The organism is Streptococcus mitis (assembly GCF_005144795.1).
GTDB classification, from domain to species: Bacteria; Bacillota; Bacilli; order Lactobacillales; family Streptococcaceae; genus Streptococcus; species Streptococcus mitis_BB.
The window spans coordinates 43,399-58,820 of record NZ_SWFJ01000003.1; the positions used below are offsets into that span (position 1 = coordinate 43,399).

At 40.5% G+C, this 15,422-nt stretch carries 16 protein-coding genes and 1 tRNA gene; 14 read left to right on the forward strand and 3 right to left on the reverse strand.

Annotated elements, in window-relative coordinates:
• Nucleotides 1–149: 149 nt before the first annotated feature.
• Both yidC and FBF73_RS02680 read right to left on the reverse strand, forming a co-directional pair.
• Entirely contained in the window at nucleotides 150–1,076 is a 927-nt protein-coding gene (gene yidC / locus FBF73_RS02675) for a membrane protein insertase YidC (protein ID WP_136936902.1), read from the reverse strand.
• 77 nt (nucleotides 1,077–1,153) lie between these two features.
• On the reverse strand, nucleotides 1,154–1,432 hold the full coding sequence (locus FBF73_RS02680; RefSeq protein WP_001174612.1) for an acylphosphatase: 279 nt from the start codon (nucleotides 1,430–1,432) through the stop codon (nucleotides 1,154–1,156).
• A 33-nt stretch (nucleotides 1,433–1,465) separates the two neighbouring features.
• Between FBF73_RS02680 and FBF73_RS02685 the strand changes: the two genes are divergently transcribed.
• The 11 genes from FBF73_RS02685 (at nucleotide 1,466) to FBF73_RS02740 (ending at nucleotide 10,389) form a co-directional block, all read left to right on the forward strand.
• Nucleotides 1,466–2,206 carry a TrmH family RNA methyltransferase gene (locus FBF73_RS02685; protein ID WP_136936903.1) on the forward strand — a complete coding sequence of 247 codons (741 nt, stop codon included), beginning with the start codon at nucleotides 1,466–1,468 and terminating at the stop codon, nucleotides 2,204–2,206.
• 54 nt (nucleotides 2,207–2,260) lie between these two features.
• Nucleotides 2,261–2,944, forward strand: coding sequence for a Bax inhibitor-1/YccA family protein (locus FBF73_RS02690; protein WP_136936904.1), 684 nt, complete (start codon nucleotides 2,261–2,263; stop codon nucleotides 2,942–2,944).
• Nucleotides 2,945–3,055: 111 nt separating this feature from the next.
• Nucleotides 3,056–4,048: an aspartate--ammonia ligase gene (gene asnA, locus FBF73_RS02700; protein ID WP_045612763.1), complete on the forward strand. Its 993-nt coding sequence runs from the start codon at nucleotides 3,056–3,058 to the stop codon at nucleotides 4,046–4,048.
• Between the two features lie 64 nt (nucleotides 4,049–4,112).
• On the forward strand, nucleotides 4,113–4,652 hold the full coding sequence (gene rsmD, locus FBF73_RS02705) for a 16S rRNA (guanine(966)-N(2))-methyltransferase RsmD (RefSeq protein ID WP_124788155.1): 540 nt from the start codon (nucleotides 4,113–4,115) through the stop codon (nucleotides 4,650–4,652).
• A complete protein-coding gene (coaD, locus tag FBF73_RS02710; RefSeq protein WP_136936905.1) occupies nucleotides 4,642–5,130 on the forward strand; it encodes a pantetheine-phosphate adenylyltransferase in 489 nt (162 codons plus the stop codon). Before rsmD ends, coaD begins: the two co-directional genes overlap by 11 nt.
• Nucleotides 5,114–6,151: a SepM family pheromone-processing serine protease gene (locus tag FBF73_RS02715; RefSeq protein ID WP_124788153.1), complete on the forward strand. Its 1,038-nt coding sequence runs from the start codon at nucleotides 5,114–5,116 to the stop codon at nucleotides 6,149–6,151. Before coaD ends, FBF73_RS02715 begins: the two co-directional genes overlap by 17 nt.
• Nucleotides 6,152–6,208: 57 nt before the next feature.
• Entirely contained in the window at nucleotides 6,209–6,439 is a 231-nt protein-coding gene (locus FBF73_RS02720) for a DUF1146 family protein (protein ID WP_023943444.1), read from the forward strand.
• A gap of 23 nt (nucleotides 6,440–6,462) precedes the next feature.
• The gene (gene murA, locus FBF73_RS02725; RefSeq protein WP_136936906.1) at nucleotides 6,463–7,746 is read left to right on the forward strand and encodes a UDP-N-acetylglucosamine 1-carboxyvinyltransferase; all 1,284 of its coding nucleotides are present in this window, start codon (nucleotides 6,463–6,465) and stop codon (nucleotides 7,744–7,746) included.
• On the forward strand, nucleotides 7,739–7,927 hold the full coding sequence (locus FBF73_RS02730; protein ID WP_004241151.1) for a DNA-directed RNA polymerase subunit beta: 189 nt from the start codon (nucleotides 7,739–7,741) through the stop codon (nucleotides 7,925–7,927). The genes murA and FBF73_RS02730 overlap by 8 nt, the downstream gene beginning before the upstream one ends.
• Nucleotides 7,928–7,965: 38 nt before the next feature.
• Nucleotides 7,966–8,790, forward strand: a complete 825-nt coding sequence (gene endA / locus FBF73_RS02735; RefSeq protein WP_136936907.1) for a DNA-entry nuclease EndA — start codon at nucleotides 7,966–7,968, stop codon at nucleotides 8,788–8,790.
• Nucleotides 8,791–9,057: 267 nt separating this feature from the next.
• Nucleotides 9,058–10,389 (forward strand): hemolysin family protein, encoded by a 1,332-nt coding sequence (locus FBF73_RS02740; RefSeq protein ID WP_136936908.1) that lies wholly within the window; start codon nucleotides 9,058–9,060, stop codon nucleotides 10,387–10,389.
• A gap of 188 nt (nucleotides 10,390–10,577) precedes the next feature.
• Here FBF73_RS02740 and FBF73_RS02750 read toward each other — a convergent pair.
• Nucleotides 10,578–10,648, reverse strand: a tRNA-Cys gene (locus FBF73_RS02750).
• 305 nt (nucleotides 10,649–10,953) lie between these two features.
• Between FBF73_RS02750 and FBF73_RS02755 the strand changes: the two genes are divergently transcribed.
• The 3 genes from FBF73_RS02755 (at nucleotide 10,954) to oppC (ending at nucleotide 15,422) form a co-directional block, all read left to right on the forward strand.
• Nucleotides 10,954–12,933, forward strand: a complete 1,980-nt coding sequence (locus FBF73_RS02755) for a peptide ABC transporter substrate-binding protein (RefSeq protein WP_136936910.1) — start codon at nucleotides 10,954–10,956, stop codon at nucleotides 12,931–12,933.
• 66 nt (nucleotides 12,934–12,999) lie between these two features.
• The gene (locus FBF73_RS02760) at nucleotides 13,000–14,496 is read left to right on the forward strand and encodes an ABC transporter permease (RefSeq protein ID WP_124788148.1); all 1,497 of its coding nucleotides are present in this window, start codon (nucleotides 13,000–13,002) and stop codon (nucleotides 14,494–14,496) included.
• On the forward strand, nucleotides 14,496–15,422 hold the full coding sequence (gene oppC / locus FBF73_RS02765) for an oligopeptide ABC transporter permease OppC (protein WP_124788147.1): 927 nt from the start codon (nucleotides 14,496–14,498) through the stop codon (nucleotides 15,420–15,422). The genes FBF73_RS02760 and oppC overlap by 1 nt, the downstream gene beginning before the upstream one ends.

The window sequence follows — 15,422 nt, forward strand, 5'->3', positions numbered from 1 at the left end:
GATACTCAATGAAAATCAAAGAGTAAACTAGGAAGCTAGCCGCAGGCTGTACTTGAGTACGGCAAGGCGAAGCTGACGTGGTTTGAAGAGACTTTCGAAGAGTATGACTTGCAAAAAAGACTTAGCAAACCAGCTAAGCCTTTTTCTTCTTATCTCGAACGTTGTTTTCCAGCGTTGCGATTTTTGTGTTTTTTCTTGCTTGTGATAGCAGTTGGTTGTTCAGGGGTAACGTCTTTTCGTCCACTTGGTGTAGAGAAAGCACGTGCTTTTGGTGGGTTCTTGGCTAGTTCTTCACGGACTTTTTTGCGAAGTTTTGGACGAACGATATAGTTGACGATAAACTGTTGGAGAATCATCATGAAACCACCGACAACCCAGTAAAGAGTAACACTGGCTGGTGAGAAGAGGGAGAAGACGACGATCATGAGTGGGCTCATGTAAATCATTTTCTTAAGTTGTTCACGTTGCATTTCATCTTCTACTCCGTGAAGTGAAAGGAGCGATTGAAGATAGTAAAGAATACCAGCAAAGGCAACCAAAATCATACTTGGAGAACCTAGAGGAATTCCTAGGTAGCTTGCTTGAGCAACACCTTCAGTATGTTGGGCAGCAAAGTAGATAGCAGAGAAGAAAGGCATTTGAAGGAGTACAGGGAAACATCCTACACCACCAAACATGCTGATGCCGTGCTCTTTTTGAGCGGCAAAGAGAGCTTGTTGGGCTTCGAGTTTTTCTTCTTGAGTAGTTGCTTCTTTGAGACGTGTTTGGTGTGGCTCAAGGACGTGCTTGAGGGCGTTCATCTTTTCAGAGTGAAATGTTGCCTTCCATGATTGGTAGATACCAAGTGGCAAGATAATCAAGCGAACAATAATGGTTACGATGATGATACCAACCCCAAAACCAAGCCCCTTGTCATTGGCGAAGTACTTGATAGCTTCAGCCATAGGAGCTCCAATCGTATTCCAAATAAATCCTGTTGGCTGGCCTGTGGCTTTATCGACATTGACACAGCCAGTTAAGACTAGCAACATAGCCACTCCCATAGCTGAGAGTGCAAAACGTTTAATAGATTTCACTGTTTTTATTCCTTCTTTAAAAATTATACCTTTCTATTCTACTGTTTTTTTACAAAATATACAATAGTTCTAGAGACCTAATTTGCGATTTTAAAGTCAGGGTAAGGAGGAAAGTTGCTCAGTTTGACATCTAAGTAGCTGACTTTTGAAAAAGGTGTGGGTCCTTTTCGGATTTCTTGGATAAATTTTGCCATGATAGCAGATGAGTCTGCTTGGGCTAAGATTTCGACTGTGCCATCGTCGTTATTCCATACCCGACCTGTGATGCCACCAATTTCAAGTGCCAGGCTGTAAACACCCCAACGAAAGCCGACTCCCTGCACCCTACCTTGGGCAATCATTCTAACCTTTTGCATACCAAACCCCTTTGATTGTGTTATAATATTTCTATGACTATTATAACCTCAAAAGCCAATTCTGTGGTAAAAAATGCCAAGAAATTACACCAAAAAAAATATCGCAAGTCTGCCTATTTGATTGAAGGCTGGCACTTGTTTGAAGAAGCTGTTCAAGCTGGGGTGACGATTGAGAAAATCTTTGCCTTAGAAAATTACCGAGATCAGTTAGCCTCGTTTCCGCAAACTGTCTGGGTCTCAGAGGACATTTTGCTAGATTTGGCGGATTCTCAGACTCCACAGGGAATTGTTTCCGTGGTTCAAAAAGAAGAAGTAGGGCAAGCTGACTTTAGCCAGGGCAAGTTCTTGTTTTTGGAAGATGTGCAAGATCCTGGTAATGTGGGAACGATCATTCGGACTGCGGATGCAGCAGGTTTTACTGGAGTAATTGTTTCAGATAAATCGGCAGATATCTACAGTCTCAAGACCTTACGTTCGATGCAAGGCAGTCATTTTCATCTGCCTATTTACAGGATGTCTAGTCAAAGGCTTCTCGAGGGAGCTAAAGAAGCAGGTATCCCAGTGCTGGCAACAACTCTATCTAAAGATTCTGTTGATTACAGAGAACTGCCTCCTATAGAAAATTTTGTACTAGTCATGGGAAATGAGGGTCAAGGAATTAGTCCCCTCATGGCTGAAAGTGCAGACCAGTTGGTTCACATTAGTATGAAGGGACAGGCGGAGAGTTTGAATGTTGCCGTTGCAGCCGGTATTTTAATTTTCCATTTAAGCTAATTTTAACTTTCTTTGTTATAATCAAGGAAAGATGTTTATAGAAAAGGAGAAAAGATGAATCACACTATTATTCATGACCGTGCAGGTCTCAATCAATTTTACGCTAAAATTTATGCCTTTGTTGGTCTGGGAATCGGACTATCTGCTTTGGTATCAGGCCTTATGTTGACTGTCTTTCAGTCTCAGTTGGTTTACTTTTTGATGCAGGGGCGTCTCTGGTTGACCGTTGCAACCTTTGCAGAGCTAGCTCTGGTCTTTGTTGCCAGCAGTATGGCTTCAAAGAATAGTCCAGCTGCTCTTCCAGTATTTTTACTTTACTCTGTTTTAAACGGCTTTACCCTTAGTTTTGTGGTGGCCTTCTATACTCCAGGTACAGTTTTATCTGCCTTTGTGTCGAGTGCCCTTCTCTTCTTTGTCATGGCGGCAGTTGGCATGTTCACCAAGAAAGATTTGAGTGGTCTTGGTCGGGCTATGATGGCAGCGCTTATCGGTTTGCTGATTGCTATGGTAGTCAATATTTTCTTGGCTAGCGGTTTCTTTGATTATATGATTAGTGTAGCCATGGTCTTGGTCTTCTCTGGTCTGATTGCTTGGGACAACCAAAAAATTCGCCGTGCCTATGAACAATCACAAGGTCGTGTAGCGACAGGCTGGGTTGTGTCAATGGCTCTCAGTATCTATCTTGATTTTATCAATCTTTTCCTAAGTATTCTACGTATCTTCGGTCGCAATGACTAGAAGGTCCCTGACATCAGTGTTCGAAGGAGCACTGATTTTTTTATATTTGCTCTTTTCTTTTCTTGGAAATAGGTGTATAATGCTTTTAATTAATTTTTTGAGGAGTAGTTTATGAAGAAAAGTTTTATTCATCAACAAGAAGAGATTTCCTTTGTCAAAAACACTTTTACTCAGTATTTGAAAGACAAGCTAGAAGTCGTCGAAGTTCAAGGTCCTATCTTGAGTAGGGTCGGTGACGGGATGCAGGACAACTTATCAGGTGTGGAGAATGCCGTATCGGTCAAGGTTCTCCAAATCCCTGATGCTACTTATGAAGTGGTACATTCCCTTGCCAAATGGAAACGCCATACCTTGGCTCGTTTTGGTTTCGGTGAGGGAGAAGGCCTTTTTGTCCACATGAAGGCCCTTCGTCCAGACGAAGATTCGCTGGATGCGACCCACTCTGTTTATGTTGACCAGTGGGACTGGGAAAAAGTCATTCCAAATGGACAACGCAACATTGCCTACCTAAAAGAAACAGTTGAGAAGATTTACAAGGCCATTCGCTTGACTGAGCTAGCTGTTGAAGCTCGCTATGATATCGAATCCATCTTGCCAAAACAAATCACTTTCATCCATACAGAAGAGTTGGTAGAACGCTACCCAGACTTGACACCGAAAGAACGTGAAAATGCTATCTGTAAAGAATTTGGTGCGGTTTTCTTGATTGGTATCGGTGGTGAATTACCAGACGGTAAACCGCACGATGGACGTGCACCAGACTATGATGACTGGACAAGTGAGTCTGAAAATGGCTACAAGGGTCTAAATGGTGATATTCTTGTCTGGAATGAGTCTTTAGGTGGAGCCTTTGAGTTGTCTTCTATGGGGATTCGTGTAGATGAAGAAACGCTTCGCCGTCAGGTTGCCATCACAGGTGATGAAGACCGCTTAGAATTGGAATGGCACAAGGCTTTGTTGAATGGCCTATTCCCATTGACAATCGGTGGAGGAATTGGACAATCTCGTATGGCCATGTTCCTACTTCGTAAGAAACATATCGGAGAAGTGCAAACAAGTGTTTGGCCTCAAGAAGTCCGCGATACTTACGAAAATATTTTATAGAGAATCGAACCGCAAGGTTCGGTTTTCTTTCTCTTTTCGCCCATAATTTGGTATAATAAACGGTATGAAAATCGTATCAGGAATCTATGGGGGACGTCCCCTCAAGACACTAGAAGGCAAGACAACAAGACCTACTTCGGATAAGGTTAGGGGAGCCATTTTTAATATGATTGGTCCCTACTTTGAAGGGGGACGAGTCTTGGACCTGTATGCAGGTAGTGGTGGTTTATCTATCGAGGCAGTATCGCGTGGCATGTCCAGCGCTGTTTTGGTGGAGCGAGACCGTAAGGCTCAGGCTATCGTGGTTGAAAATATTCAGATGACTAAGGAAGTTGGAAAATTTCAACTCCTCAAGATGGATGCAGAAAGGGCATTGGAACAGGTATCTGGGGAATTTGACCTCATTTTCTTAGACCCTCCTTATGCCAAGGAACAAATCGTAGCAGATATTGAAAAAATGGCTGAGAGAGAGCTTTTTTCTGAAGATGTCATGGTCGTGTGTGAGACGGATAAAGCTGTTGAACTTCCAGAAGAAATTGCCTGTCTGGGCATATGGAAGGAAAAGATTTATGGAATTAGTAAGGTGACAGTCTATGTCAGATAAGATTGGCTTATTCACAGGCTCATTTGATCCGATGACAAATGGGCATCTGGATATCATTGAGCGAGCTAGCAAACTTTTTGATAAGCTCTATGTCGGTATTTTTTTTAACCCCCATAAACAAGGATTTCTTCCTATCGAAAATCGTAAACGGGGGCTAGAAGAGGCTGTGAAACATTTGGGAAATGTTGAAGTCGTGTCTTCTCATGATGAATTGGTGGTTGATGTTGCAAAAAGACTGGGGGCTACTTGCCTAGTGCGGGGCTTGAGGAATGCGGCGGATTTGCAATATGAAGCCAGTTTTGATTACTACAACCATCAGCTGTCTCCTGATATAGAGACCATTTATTTACATAGCCGACTTGAACATCTTTATATCAGTTCATCAGGAGTTAGAGAACTTTTGAAGTTTGGTCAGAATATTACTTGCTATGTTCCCGAGAGTATTTTGGAGGAAATAAGAAATGAAAAAAAAGATTAGATGGCCCTTATATGTCATTGCGACCTTAATTGTGACTTTCTTGGCATTTGTAGTGCCCTTGCCCTACTATATAGAAGTTCCAGGTGGTTCGGAAGATATTCGCCAAGTCCTCAAGGTCAATGATACAGAAGATAAGGAAGCTGGAGCCTATCACTTCGTTACGGTTGGTGTCCAACATGCCACTTTAGCCCATATGATTTATGCGTGGTTGACGCCTTTTACAGATATTCGTAGTGCCCAAGAGACTACAGGTGGCTCTTCCGATATTGAATTTATGCGGATCAATCAATTCTACATGCAGACATCGCAAAATATGGCCAAATATCAAGGACTAAAGACAGCTGGTAAGGATATTGAACTTAAATACCTTGGGGTTTATGTTTTGACGGTGACGGATAATTCGACCTTTAAAGGGATTCTTAACATCTCTGATACGGTCACAGCAGTCAATGATCAGACCTTCGACAGTTCCAAAGACTTGATTGATTACGTCAATTCTCAAAAATTAGGGGACTCCGTCAAGGTCACCTATGAAGAGGATGGGCAAACCAAGTCTGCAGAAGGAAAGATTATCACCTTGGAAAATGGCAAAAATGGGATTGGAATCGGTTTGATTGACCGTACGGAAGTGACCAGTGATGTCCCAATTCGCTTTTCAACAGCTGGTATTGGCGGTCCAAGTGCAGGTCTCATGTTTAGTCTGGCCATCTATACCCAAATAGCTGACCCTGGCCTTCGTAATGGCCGTATTGTTGCTGGTACAGGTACCATTGACCGTGATGGTAATGTGGGGGACATTGGAGGTATTGATAAGAAAGTTGTAGCTTCGGCTAGAGAAGGTGCCGCGATTTTCTTTGCCCCTGATAACCCTGTTAGTGAAGAAGAACAAAAAGCGCATCCAGATGCCAAAAACAACTACCAGACAGCCTTAGAAGCAGCTAAAACAATCAAGACAGATATGAAAATTGTGCCAGTTAAAACTCTACAAGATGCAATTGATTACTTGAAAAACAATCCCTAGTTTTTGAGTGAAGTTTCCAAACTAGCGCACAAACATAGAAGATGGTATAATAGTCAAATGGTTCAATTATTATTCACTCTAAGCAGTCACATGCTCTTTATTTATGTGAGTTTTTACCTTTTAAAGAATCTTGTTAGATGGGAAAAGGTTTTAAAAGTGACAGCTGAGAATACAGGAAAAGTTCGTTTATTAGTAGCCCTTTTCAGTATTGTAATGGGCTACATCATGAGTTCTTTCTTTATCAGCCTATATCAGTTGTGGCAAGAAGCGCTTAGAGGATTATTATAAAATCAAGAGTAAAGGAAATAAGTATGGAAAAAATTGTGGTTCAAGGTGGCGATAATCGTCTGGTAGGAAGTGTTACTATTGAAGGAGCAAAGAATGCAGTCTTGCCCTTGTTGGCGGCGACTATTCTAGCCAGTGAAGGAAAGACCGTCTTGCAGAATGTTCCTATCTTGTCAGATGTTTTCACTATGAATCAGGTGGTTCGTGGTTTGAATGCCAAGGTAGATTTTGATGAGGAGGCTCATCTTGTTGAGGTGGACGCAACTGGCGATATCACTGAAGAAGCCCCTTACAAGTATGTCAGCAAGATGCGCGCATCCATCGTTGTCTTGGGACCAATTCTTGCCCGTGTAGGTCATGCCAAGGTATCCATGCCAGGAGGTTGTACGATTGGTAGCCGCCCTATTGATCTTCATTTGAAAGGTCTAGAAGCTATGGGGGCTAAGATTAGTCAGACAGCTGGTTACATTGAAGCCAAGGCTGATCGCTTGCATGGCGCTCATATCTACATGGACTTCCCAAGTGTTGGTGCTACGCAGAACTTGATGATGGCAGCGACGCTGGCTGATGGGGTCACAGTGATTGAAAATGCTGCGCGTGAGCCTGAGATTGTTGACCTAGCCATTCTCCTCAATGAAATGGGAGCCAAAGTCAAAGGTGCTGGGACAGAGACTATTACCATTACCGGTGTTGAGAAACTTCATGGTACAACTCACAATGTAGTCCAAGACCGTATCGAAGCAGGAACCTTTATGGTAGCTGCTGCCATGACTGGTGGTGATGTCTTGATTAAAGACGCTGTCTGGGAGCACAACCGTCCCTTGATTGCCAAATTGCTTGAAATGGGAGTAGAAGTGACGGAGGAGACTGAAGGAATTCGAGTTCGTTCTCAACTAGAAAATCTAAAAGCTGTTCATGTGAAAACCTTGCCCCACCCAGGATTCCCAACGGACATGCAGGCCCAATTTACAGCCTTGATGACCGTCGCAAAAGGGGAATCAACCATGGTGGAGACAGTTTTCGAAAATCGTTTCCAACATCTAGAAGAAATGCGTCGCATGGGCTTGCACTCTGAGATTATCCGTGATACAGCTCGTATTGTTGGTGGTCAACCTTTGCAGGGGGCAGAAGTTCTTTCAACTGACCTTCGTGCCAGTGCTGCCTTGATTTTGACAGGTTTGGTAGCACAAGGAGAAACTGTAGTTGGTAAATTGGTTCACTTGGATAGAGGTTACTACCGTTTTCATGAGAAGTTGGCGCAGCTAGGCGCTAAGATTCAGCGGATTGAGGCAAGTGATGAAGATGAATAAGAAATCAAGCTATGTAATCAAGCGTTTACTTCTAGTCATTTTGGTACTGTTTTTAGGTGCTCTAGCCCTAGGTATCGGCTTAATGGTAGGTTATGGAATCTTGGGAAAGGGTCAAGATCCATGGGCTATCCTGTCTCCAGCAAAATGGCAGGAATTGATTCATAAATTTACAGGAAATTAGGCTGGAGAACCAGTCTTTTTCTAAAAATAAGGAGAAAAATGGATAAAAAAACAAGACAGACACTGATTGGACTGCTAGTGTTATTACTTTTATCTGCAGGAAGCTATTATATCAAGCAGATGCAGTCGACAGCTAATAGTCCTAAAACCAAGCTTAGTCAGAAAAAACAAGCGTCTGAAGCTCCTAGTCAAGCATTGGCAGAGAGTGTCTTAACAGACGCAGTCAAGAGTCAAATAAAAGGGAGTCTGGAGTGGAATGGCTCAGGTGCTTTTATCGTCAATGGCAATAAAACAGATCTAGATGCCAAGGTTTCAAGTAAACCCTACGCTGATAATAAAACAAAGACAGTGGGCAAGGAAACGGTGCCAACTGTAGCTAATGCCCTCTTGTCTAAGGCTACTCGCCAGTACAAGAATCGTGAAGAAACTGGAAACGGTTCGACTTCTTGGACTCCACCAGGATGGCATCAGGTCAAGAATCTAAAGGGGTCTTATACCCATGCAGTCGATAGAGGTCACTTGTTAGGCTATGCCTTAATCGGTGGCTTAGATGGTTTTGATGCCTCGACAAGCAATCCTAAAAACATTGCTGTTCAAACAGCCTGGGCAAATCAGGCGCAAGCCGAGGATTCGACTGGTCAAAACTACTATGAAAGTATGGTACGTAAAGCCTTGGACCAAAACAAGCGTGTCCGTTACCGTGTAACTCTTTATTATGCTTCAAACGAGGATTTAGTTCCTTCAGCTTCACAGATTGAAGCCAAGTCTTCAGACGGAGAATTGGAATTCAATGTTCTGGTTCCCAATGTTCAAAAAGGGCTTCAACTGGATTACCGAACTGGAGAAGTAACGGTTACTCAGTAAAAGATAACATAAACTCCTATGTCATTTGTGGATATAGGAGTTCTTTCTTACTAGTTTAAGCAGGGTTACAATAGACACTGATACTCAATGAAAATCAAAGTGCAAACTAGGAAGCCAGCTGCAGGTTGCTCAAAGCACAGCTTTGAGGTTGCAGATAAAGCTGACGTGGTTTGAAGAGATCTTCGAAGAGTATGAGAAAAAATAATATGTACTGGACTATATTTTGTGATATAATAAAGGATAAGATACTATTTTAGGAGAAGAACTATGGAAGACCCAAGTAGTCAGAATTTGTTGCTACAATTTGTTTTATTGTTTATTTTGACGATATTAAATGCCTTTTTCTCAGCCACAGAAATGGCCATGGTTTCACTTAACCGTGCGCGTGTTGAACAAAAGGCAGAAGAAGGAGATAGACGCTATATCCGTCTGTTGAAGGTACTAGAAAATCCTAACCACTTTTTATCAACCATTCAAGTAGGGATTACCCTGATTACGATCTTATCAGGGGCGAGTTTGGCAGACGCTCTGGGACGAGAAATTACATCTTGGCTTGGAAATGGCGAAACAGCTTATGCCGTTGCAAGTTTTCTATCTTTAGCATTTTTGACTTATATTTCCATCGTTTTTGGGGAATTGTATCCTAAGAGAATCGCTCTTAATCTAAAGGATTCCTTGGCGATTCGTACAGCGCCAGTTATTATTGGATTGGGGAAACTAGTTAGTCCCTTTGTTTGGCTCTTGTCTGCATCTACCAATCTCTTGAGTCGCTTGACTCCTATGACCTTTGACGATGCTGACGAAAAAATGACCCGTGATGAAATTGAGTACATGTTGACAAAAAGTGAAGAAACACTAGATGCTGACGAAATTGAGATGTTACAAGGGATCTTTTCACTGGACGAATTAATGGCCAGAGAAGTCATGGTTCCTCGAACGGATGCCTTTATGGTGGATATTCAGGATGATAGTCAAACTATCATCCAAAGTATTTTAAAACAAAATTATTCTCGTATCCCTGTCTATGATGGAGACAAGGATAACGTGATTGGAATTATTCACACCAAGAGTCTTCTTAAGGCAGGCTTTGTGGACGGTTTTGACAATATTGTTTGGAAGAAAATCTTACAAGATCCACTTTTTGTTCCTGAAACTATTTTTGTGGATGACTTGTTAAAAGAATTGCGCAATACCCAAAGACAAATGGCAATCTTGCTAGATGAATACGGTGGGATGGCTGGTTTGGTGACCCTGGAAGACCTCTTAGAGGAAATCGTTGGGGAAATCGATGACGAAACAGATAAAGCGGCAATAGATGTTCATCAAATCGGTGAGGATACTTACATTGTTCAAGGTACCATGAATCTCAATGATTTTAATGACTACTTTGATGTTGAACTGGAAAGTGATGACGTTGATACCATCGCTGGTTACTATTTGACAGGAGTGGGGACCATTCCAACGACTGAGAAACTCAGTTATGAATTAGTCAGCCAAAACAAACAGCTTATCCTAACCAATGATAAAGTGAAAAATGGACGTGTTACCAAGGTAAAAGTCCAAATTACCGAAGTTGAAATAGAAGAAGAAACAGAGTAAACTAGAGGCTTTTGTCACCAGGCGTGACGAAGCTTTTTTCAGTTGATTTCAAAAGGGGGAATTGTGTCCTCGAAAAAACTTAGTCTCAAAAGTTTTTTAAAATCATGCTTATTTATCAGAAGACAAAGAAAAAAGCCCCTTAAATTGGGCTTTCTGTTCATTTGAAACCTGATAAATCAAGTTATAGAAGGCGGTAGACGGATTTGAACCGACGATCAAGCTTTTGCAGAGCCGTGCCTTACCACTTGGCTATACCGCCATAACTCTTACTATTATACCTTGAAAATTTCTCTACGTCAATAGTTTCTTAATCAAAAAAATAGTTTCCAAAAATGAGTTTTATGTCTATAAATAAAAATGTAAGGAAAGTATGAATTTAAAGGTTTTTAGGTAGCTATTTCTAGAGTAACTTTTTCATGAAATGAAATGAAAAAGTGAAAAAACTTGACAAATAAAATTTTTTTGGTAGAAATGCGCCTAAATATTCTGAAAATTCGTTTACTTTTTAGAAGATATATGTTATAATTTCCAATATGCTAAAATTTTTCAATAGGAGTTACAAACATGAAAAAAAGTAGAGTATTTGTTGCAGCAGGAGTTGCTTTACTAGCAACAGGTGTGTTAGTTGCTTGTGGAAATTCGAAATCATCTGATTCGACAGCTCCAAAAGCCTATGGCTATGTTTATTCAGCTGATCCAGAAACATTGGACTATCTTATCTCTGGAAAACAGAGTACGAAAGTGGCTACTTCAAACGGAATCGATGGCCTTTTTACAAATGACAAATACGGGAACTTGACTCCTGCGGTTGCAGAAGACTGGTATGTATCAAAAGATGGATTGACTTATACCTACAAAATTCGTAAAGGTGTAAAATGGATGACATCTGATGGCGAAGAATATGCTGAAGTGACTGCTAAAGATTTCGTGAATGGATTGAAACATGCGGCAGATAAAAAATCAGAAGCGCTTTACCTAGCTGAAACTTCTGTTAAAGGTTTATCTGACTATTTGACAGGTAATTCAAAAGATTTCTCTACAGTAGGTATTAAAGCTGTTGATGATTATACTCTTGAGTATACTTTGAACCAACCAGAACCATACTGGAATTCTAAGATGGCTTACTCAATTTTCTGGCCGTTAAACGAAGAATTTGAAAAATCAAAAGGTTCTGATTTTGCTAAAGCAACAGATCCTACATCCTTACTTTATAACGGACCTTTCTTGCTTAAAGGTTTGACTGCTAAATCTTCTATCGAATTTGCTAAGAATGAGCAGTACTGGGATAAAGAGAATGTTCATTTAGATACAGTCACACTTGCATACTTTGATGGTTCAGATCAAGAATCACTTGAACGTAATTTTACAAGTGGAGCTTATAGTTTTGCTCGTCTTTACCCAACAAGTTCAAACTTCTCAAAAGTAGAGGAGTCATACAAGGAGAATATTTTCTACACTCCATCAGGAGCTGGTGTTGGAGGTTTAGGTGTAAATATCGATCGTCAAAATTACAAATATACCTCTAAAACAACAGATGATGAGAAAACATCTACTAAGAAAGCTCTTCTTAACAAAGACTTCCGCCAAGCCTTGAACTTTGCCTTTGATCGTACAGCTTATTCTGCTCAAGTTAACGGTAAAGAAGGTGCTCCTCTAGCAGTTCGTAACTTATTTGTGAAACCGGACTTTGTTTCTGCAGGTGAAAAAACTTTCGGTGACTTGGTTGCTGAAAAAGTTACGACTTATGGAGACGAGTGGAAAAATGTAAACTTTGCTGATGGTCAAGACGGTCTCTTTAACGCTGACAAAGCTAAAGCAGAATTTGCTAAAGCTAAAACTGCTCTGGAAGCAGAAGGTGTGAAATTCCCTATCCATTTGGATGTTCCAGTAGACCAAACGTCTAAAAACTATATCGCACGTATTCAGTCGTTCAAACAATCAGTTGAAAAAGTTTTAGGCGAAGCAAATGTTGTCGTCGATATTCAACAAATTTCTAAAGATGAATTCTTTAATGTGACTTATTATGCTGCTAATGCGGCGGCTGAGGATTGGGATCTTTCAGGTGCTGTTGGATGGAATCCTGACTATGAAGATCCATCAACTTATCTTGACATCCTTAAATCAACTAATAGTGAGCAAACGAAAACTTATATGGGCTATGATGACCCATCAAATGCAGCTGCAGCAAAAGTTGGTATGAAAGATTACGATAAATTGCTCGATGAAGCTGGAAAAGAAACAAGTGATCTTAACAAGCGTTATGAAAAATATGCTGCTGCTCAAGCTTGGTTGACAGACAGCTCACTCTTCTTACCAGCTATGTCTTCTAGTGGTGCTGCACCATTTATTTCTCGTGTTGTACCATTCTCAGCTTCTTATAGCCAATCTGGAGATAAAGCTTCAGATGTCTACTTCAAATATGTTCAGTTACAAGATAAGGTTGTAACAAAGGCTGATTATGAACAAGCTCGTGAGAAATGGCTCAAAGAGAAAAAAGAATCAAACGAAAAAGTTCAAAAAGAATTGACTAAACACGTTAAATAAATAACTCTCAAGAGAACTTTCTCTCCATGAGGAGAAGGTTCTTTTGGGATTTAAAAAGGAAACGATATGAAGAAATATATTTTTATGCGTGTCTTGCGTTCATTGTTGTCTATTTTCTTGGTGACAACTTTAACCTACACGATTATCTATACGATGGTACCTCGTAAATTGATTTTTAAACAGGATACCAACTATAATAAGATTGCAACCACTCCAGATAAACGGGATAATTATGAAAATACTGTTTATGAGCGTATGGGCTATATCGAGTACTACGATACCAAGGAGCTGCAAGAAAAAGCTAGTAAATTAGATTCATCGGTAACAGTTGATGCTAATGATAGCAATAAAGCGATTTATGAGAAATACATTAACCAATTAGGTAATGGCTGGACACTAGGTGTATTTTCAGAGAGTGGTCAGTTCTATGCTACGCGTGAAATTCCGATTTTTGAACGTGTTTTCAAATTCTATGCTAATTTGCTTGATATTGATCATACAAACAAGATTCAAGACCCTGAAAATCCAAACTTAGAACGCTATCTTCGCTTTGAAAATGACCCTGCTATCGGCTGGTCGTTGGTTGGTTCAGGTACAAAACATAAGTATCTGTTGTATTTTAACAACCAATTCCCATTTGTACACCAAAACTTTGTGAATGTTAATTTAGGTGATTCTTACCCAACTTATGCAAACACTCCCGTACTTCAAGTTATTACACAAGGTCAAGGACAAACAAAGACTGGACAAGTTCAATTCCCTACTGGTAAGAAGACTTCATCTGTAGATATTTACTCACGTACTTATAAATCACCTAGTCAGGCAGACGCTCGTGAGGTAGCCAACTATGGTAAAAATGATCCGTATACAGCTACAGAAAGCAACTATCAGTATCCATCAATGATTGCAAGCTCTGCTGTTGCTGGATTAATTGGTTTGATTATTTCGTATGCTATTGCAATCCCTCTTGGGTCTGCTATGGCTCGCCACAAGAATACTTGGATTGACAGTTTCTCGACAGGTGCTTTGACTTTCTTGCTTGCTCTTCCAACGATTGCTTTGGTTTATATCGTTCGTTTGATTGGATCATCTATTGGTCTTCCAGATTCGTTCCCTATCTTGGGTGCTGGAGATTGGCGTTCTTATGTTTTGCCAGCAGTTATTCTAGGATTGCTAGGAGCACCAAGTACAGCTATCTGGATTCGTCGTTACATGATCGATTTGCAATCTCAAGACTTCGTTCGTTTTGCTCGTGCCAAAGGTTTGTCTGAAAAAGAAATTTCAAACAAACATATCTTTAAAAACGCAATGGTTCCTTTGGTTTCAGGTATTCCTGGTGCCGTTATCGGGGTTATCGGTGGTGCAACTCTTACTGAAACAGTCTTCGCCTTCCCAGGTATGGGTAAAATGTTGATTGACTCTGTTAAGGCGTCAAATAACTCGATGGTAGTTGGTCTTGTCTTCATCTTCACATGTATTTCTATCTTCTCACTCTTTGTAGGGGATATCTGGATGACAATGCTTGACCCACGTATTAAATTGACAGAGAAAGGAGGCAAATAATGTCAACAATCGATAAAGAAAAATTTCAGTTTGTAAAACGTGACGATTTTGCCTCTGAAACGATTGATGCACCAGCTTATTCATACTGGGGGTCTGTCTTCAGACAGTTTCTGAAGAAAAAATCGACAGTTGCTATGCTAGGTATTTTGGTCGCTATTATTTTAATGAGCTTTATTTACCCAATGTTCTCAGATTTTGATTTCAACGATGTAAGTAAGGTAAATGACTTCAGTGCTCGCTTTATCAAGCCTAACGCTGAACATTGGTTTGGTACAGATAGTAATGGTAAATCCTTGTTTGATGGGGTTTGGTTTGGTGCGCGTAACTCTATCCTCATCTCTGTAATTGCTACTTTTATTAACCTTATAATTGGTGTTATTGTTGGTGGAATTTGGGGAATTTCAAAATCCGTTGACCGTATCATGATGGAAGTTTATAACATTATTTCAAACATTCCATCTCTCTTGATTGTTATTGTCTTGACGTACTCAATTGGTGCTGGTTTCTGGAATTTGATTTTTGCCATGAGTGTGACAACTTGGATTGGGATTGCTTATATGATTCGTATCCAAATCATGCGTTATCGTGATTTAGAATACAACCTCGCTTCTCAAACTCTTGGAACACCTACCTTTAAAATCATCGTCAAAAATATTATGCCACAATTGGTATCTGTTATTGTATCTACGATGACATTGATGTTGCCAAGCTTTATCTCTTATGAAGCCTTCCTTTCCTTCTTTGGATTAGGACTACCTGTGACAGTTCCAAGTTTGGGACGTTTGATTTCAGACTATTCACAAAACGTTACGACCAACGCTTACCTATTCTGGATTCCATTAACAACATTGATTTTGGTATCCTTATCTCTCTTTGTTGTTGGTCAAAACTTAGCGGATGCTAGTGATCCACGTACACATAGATAG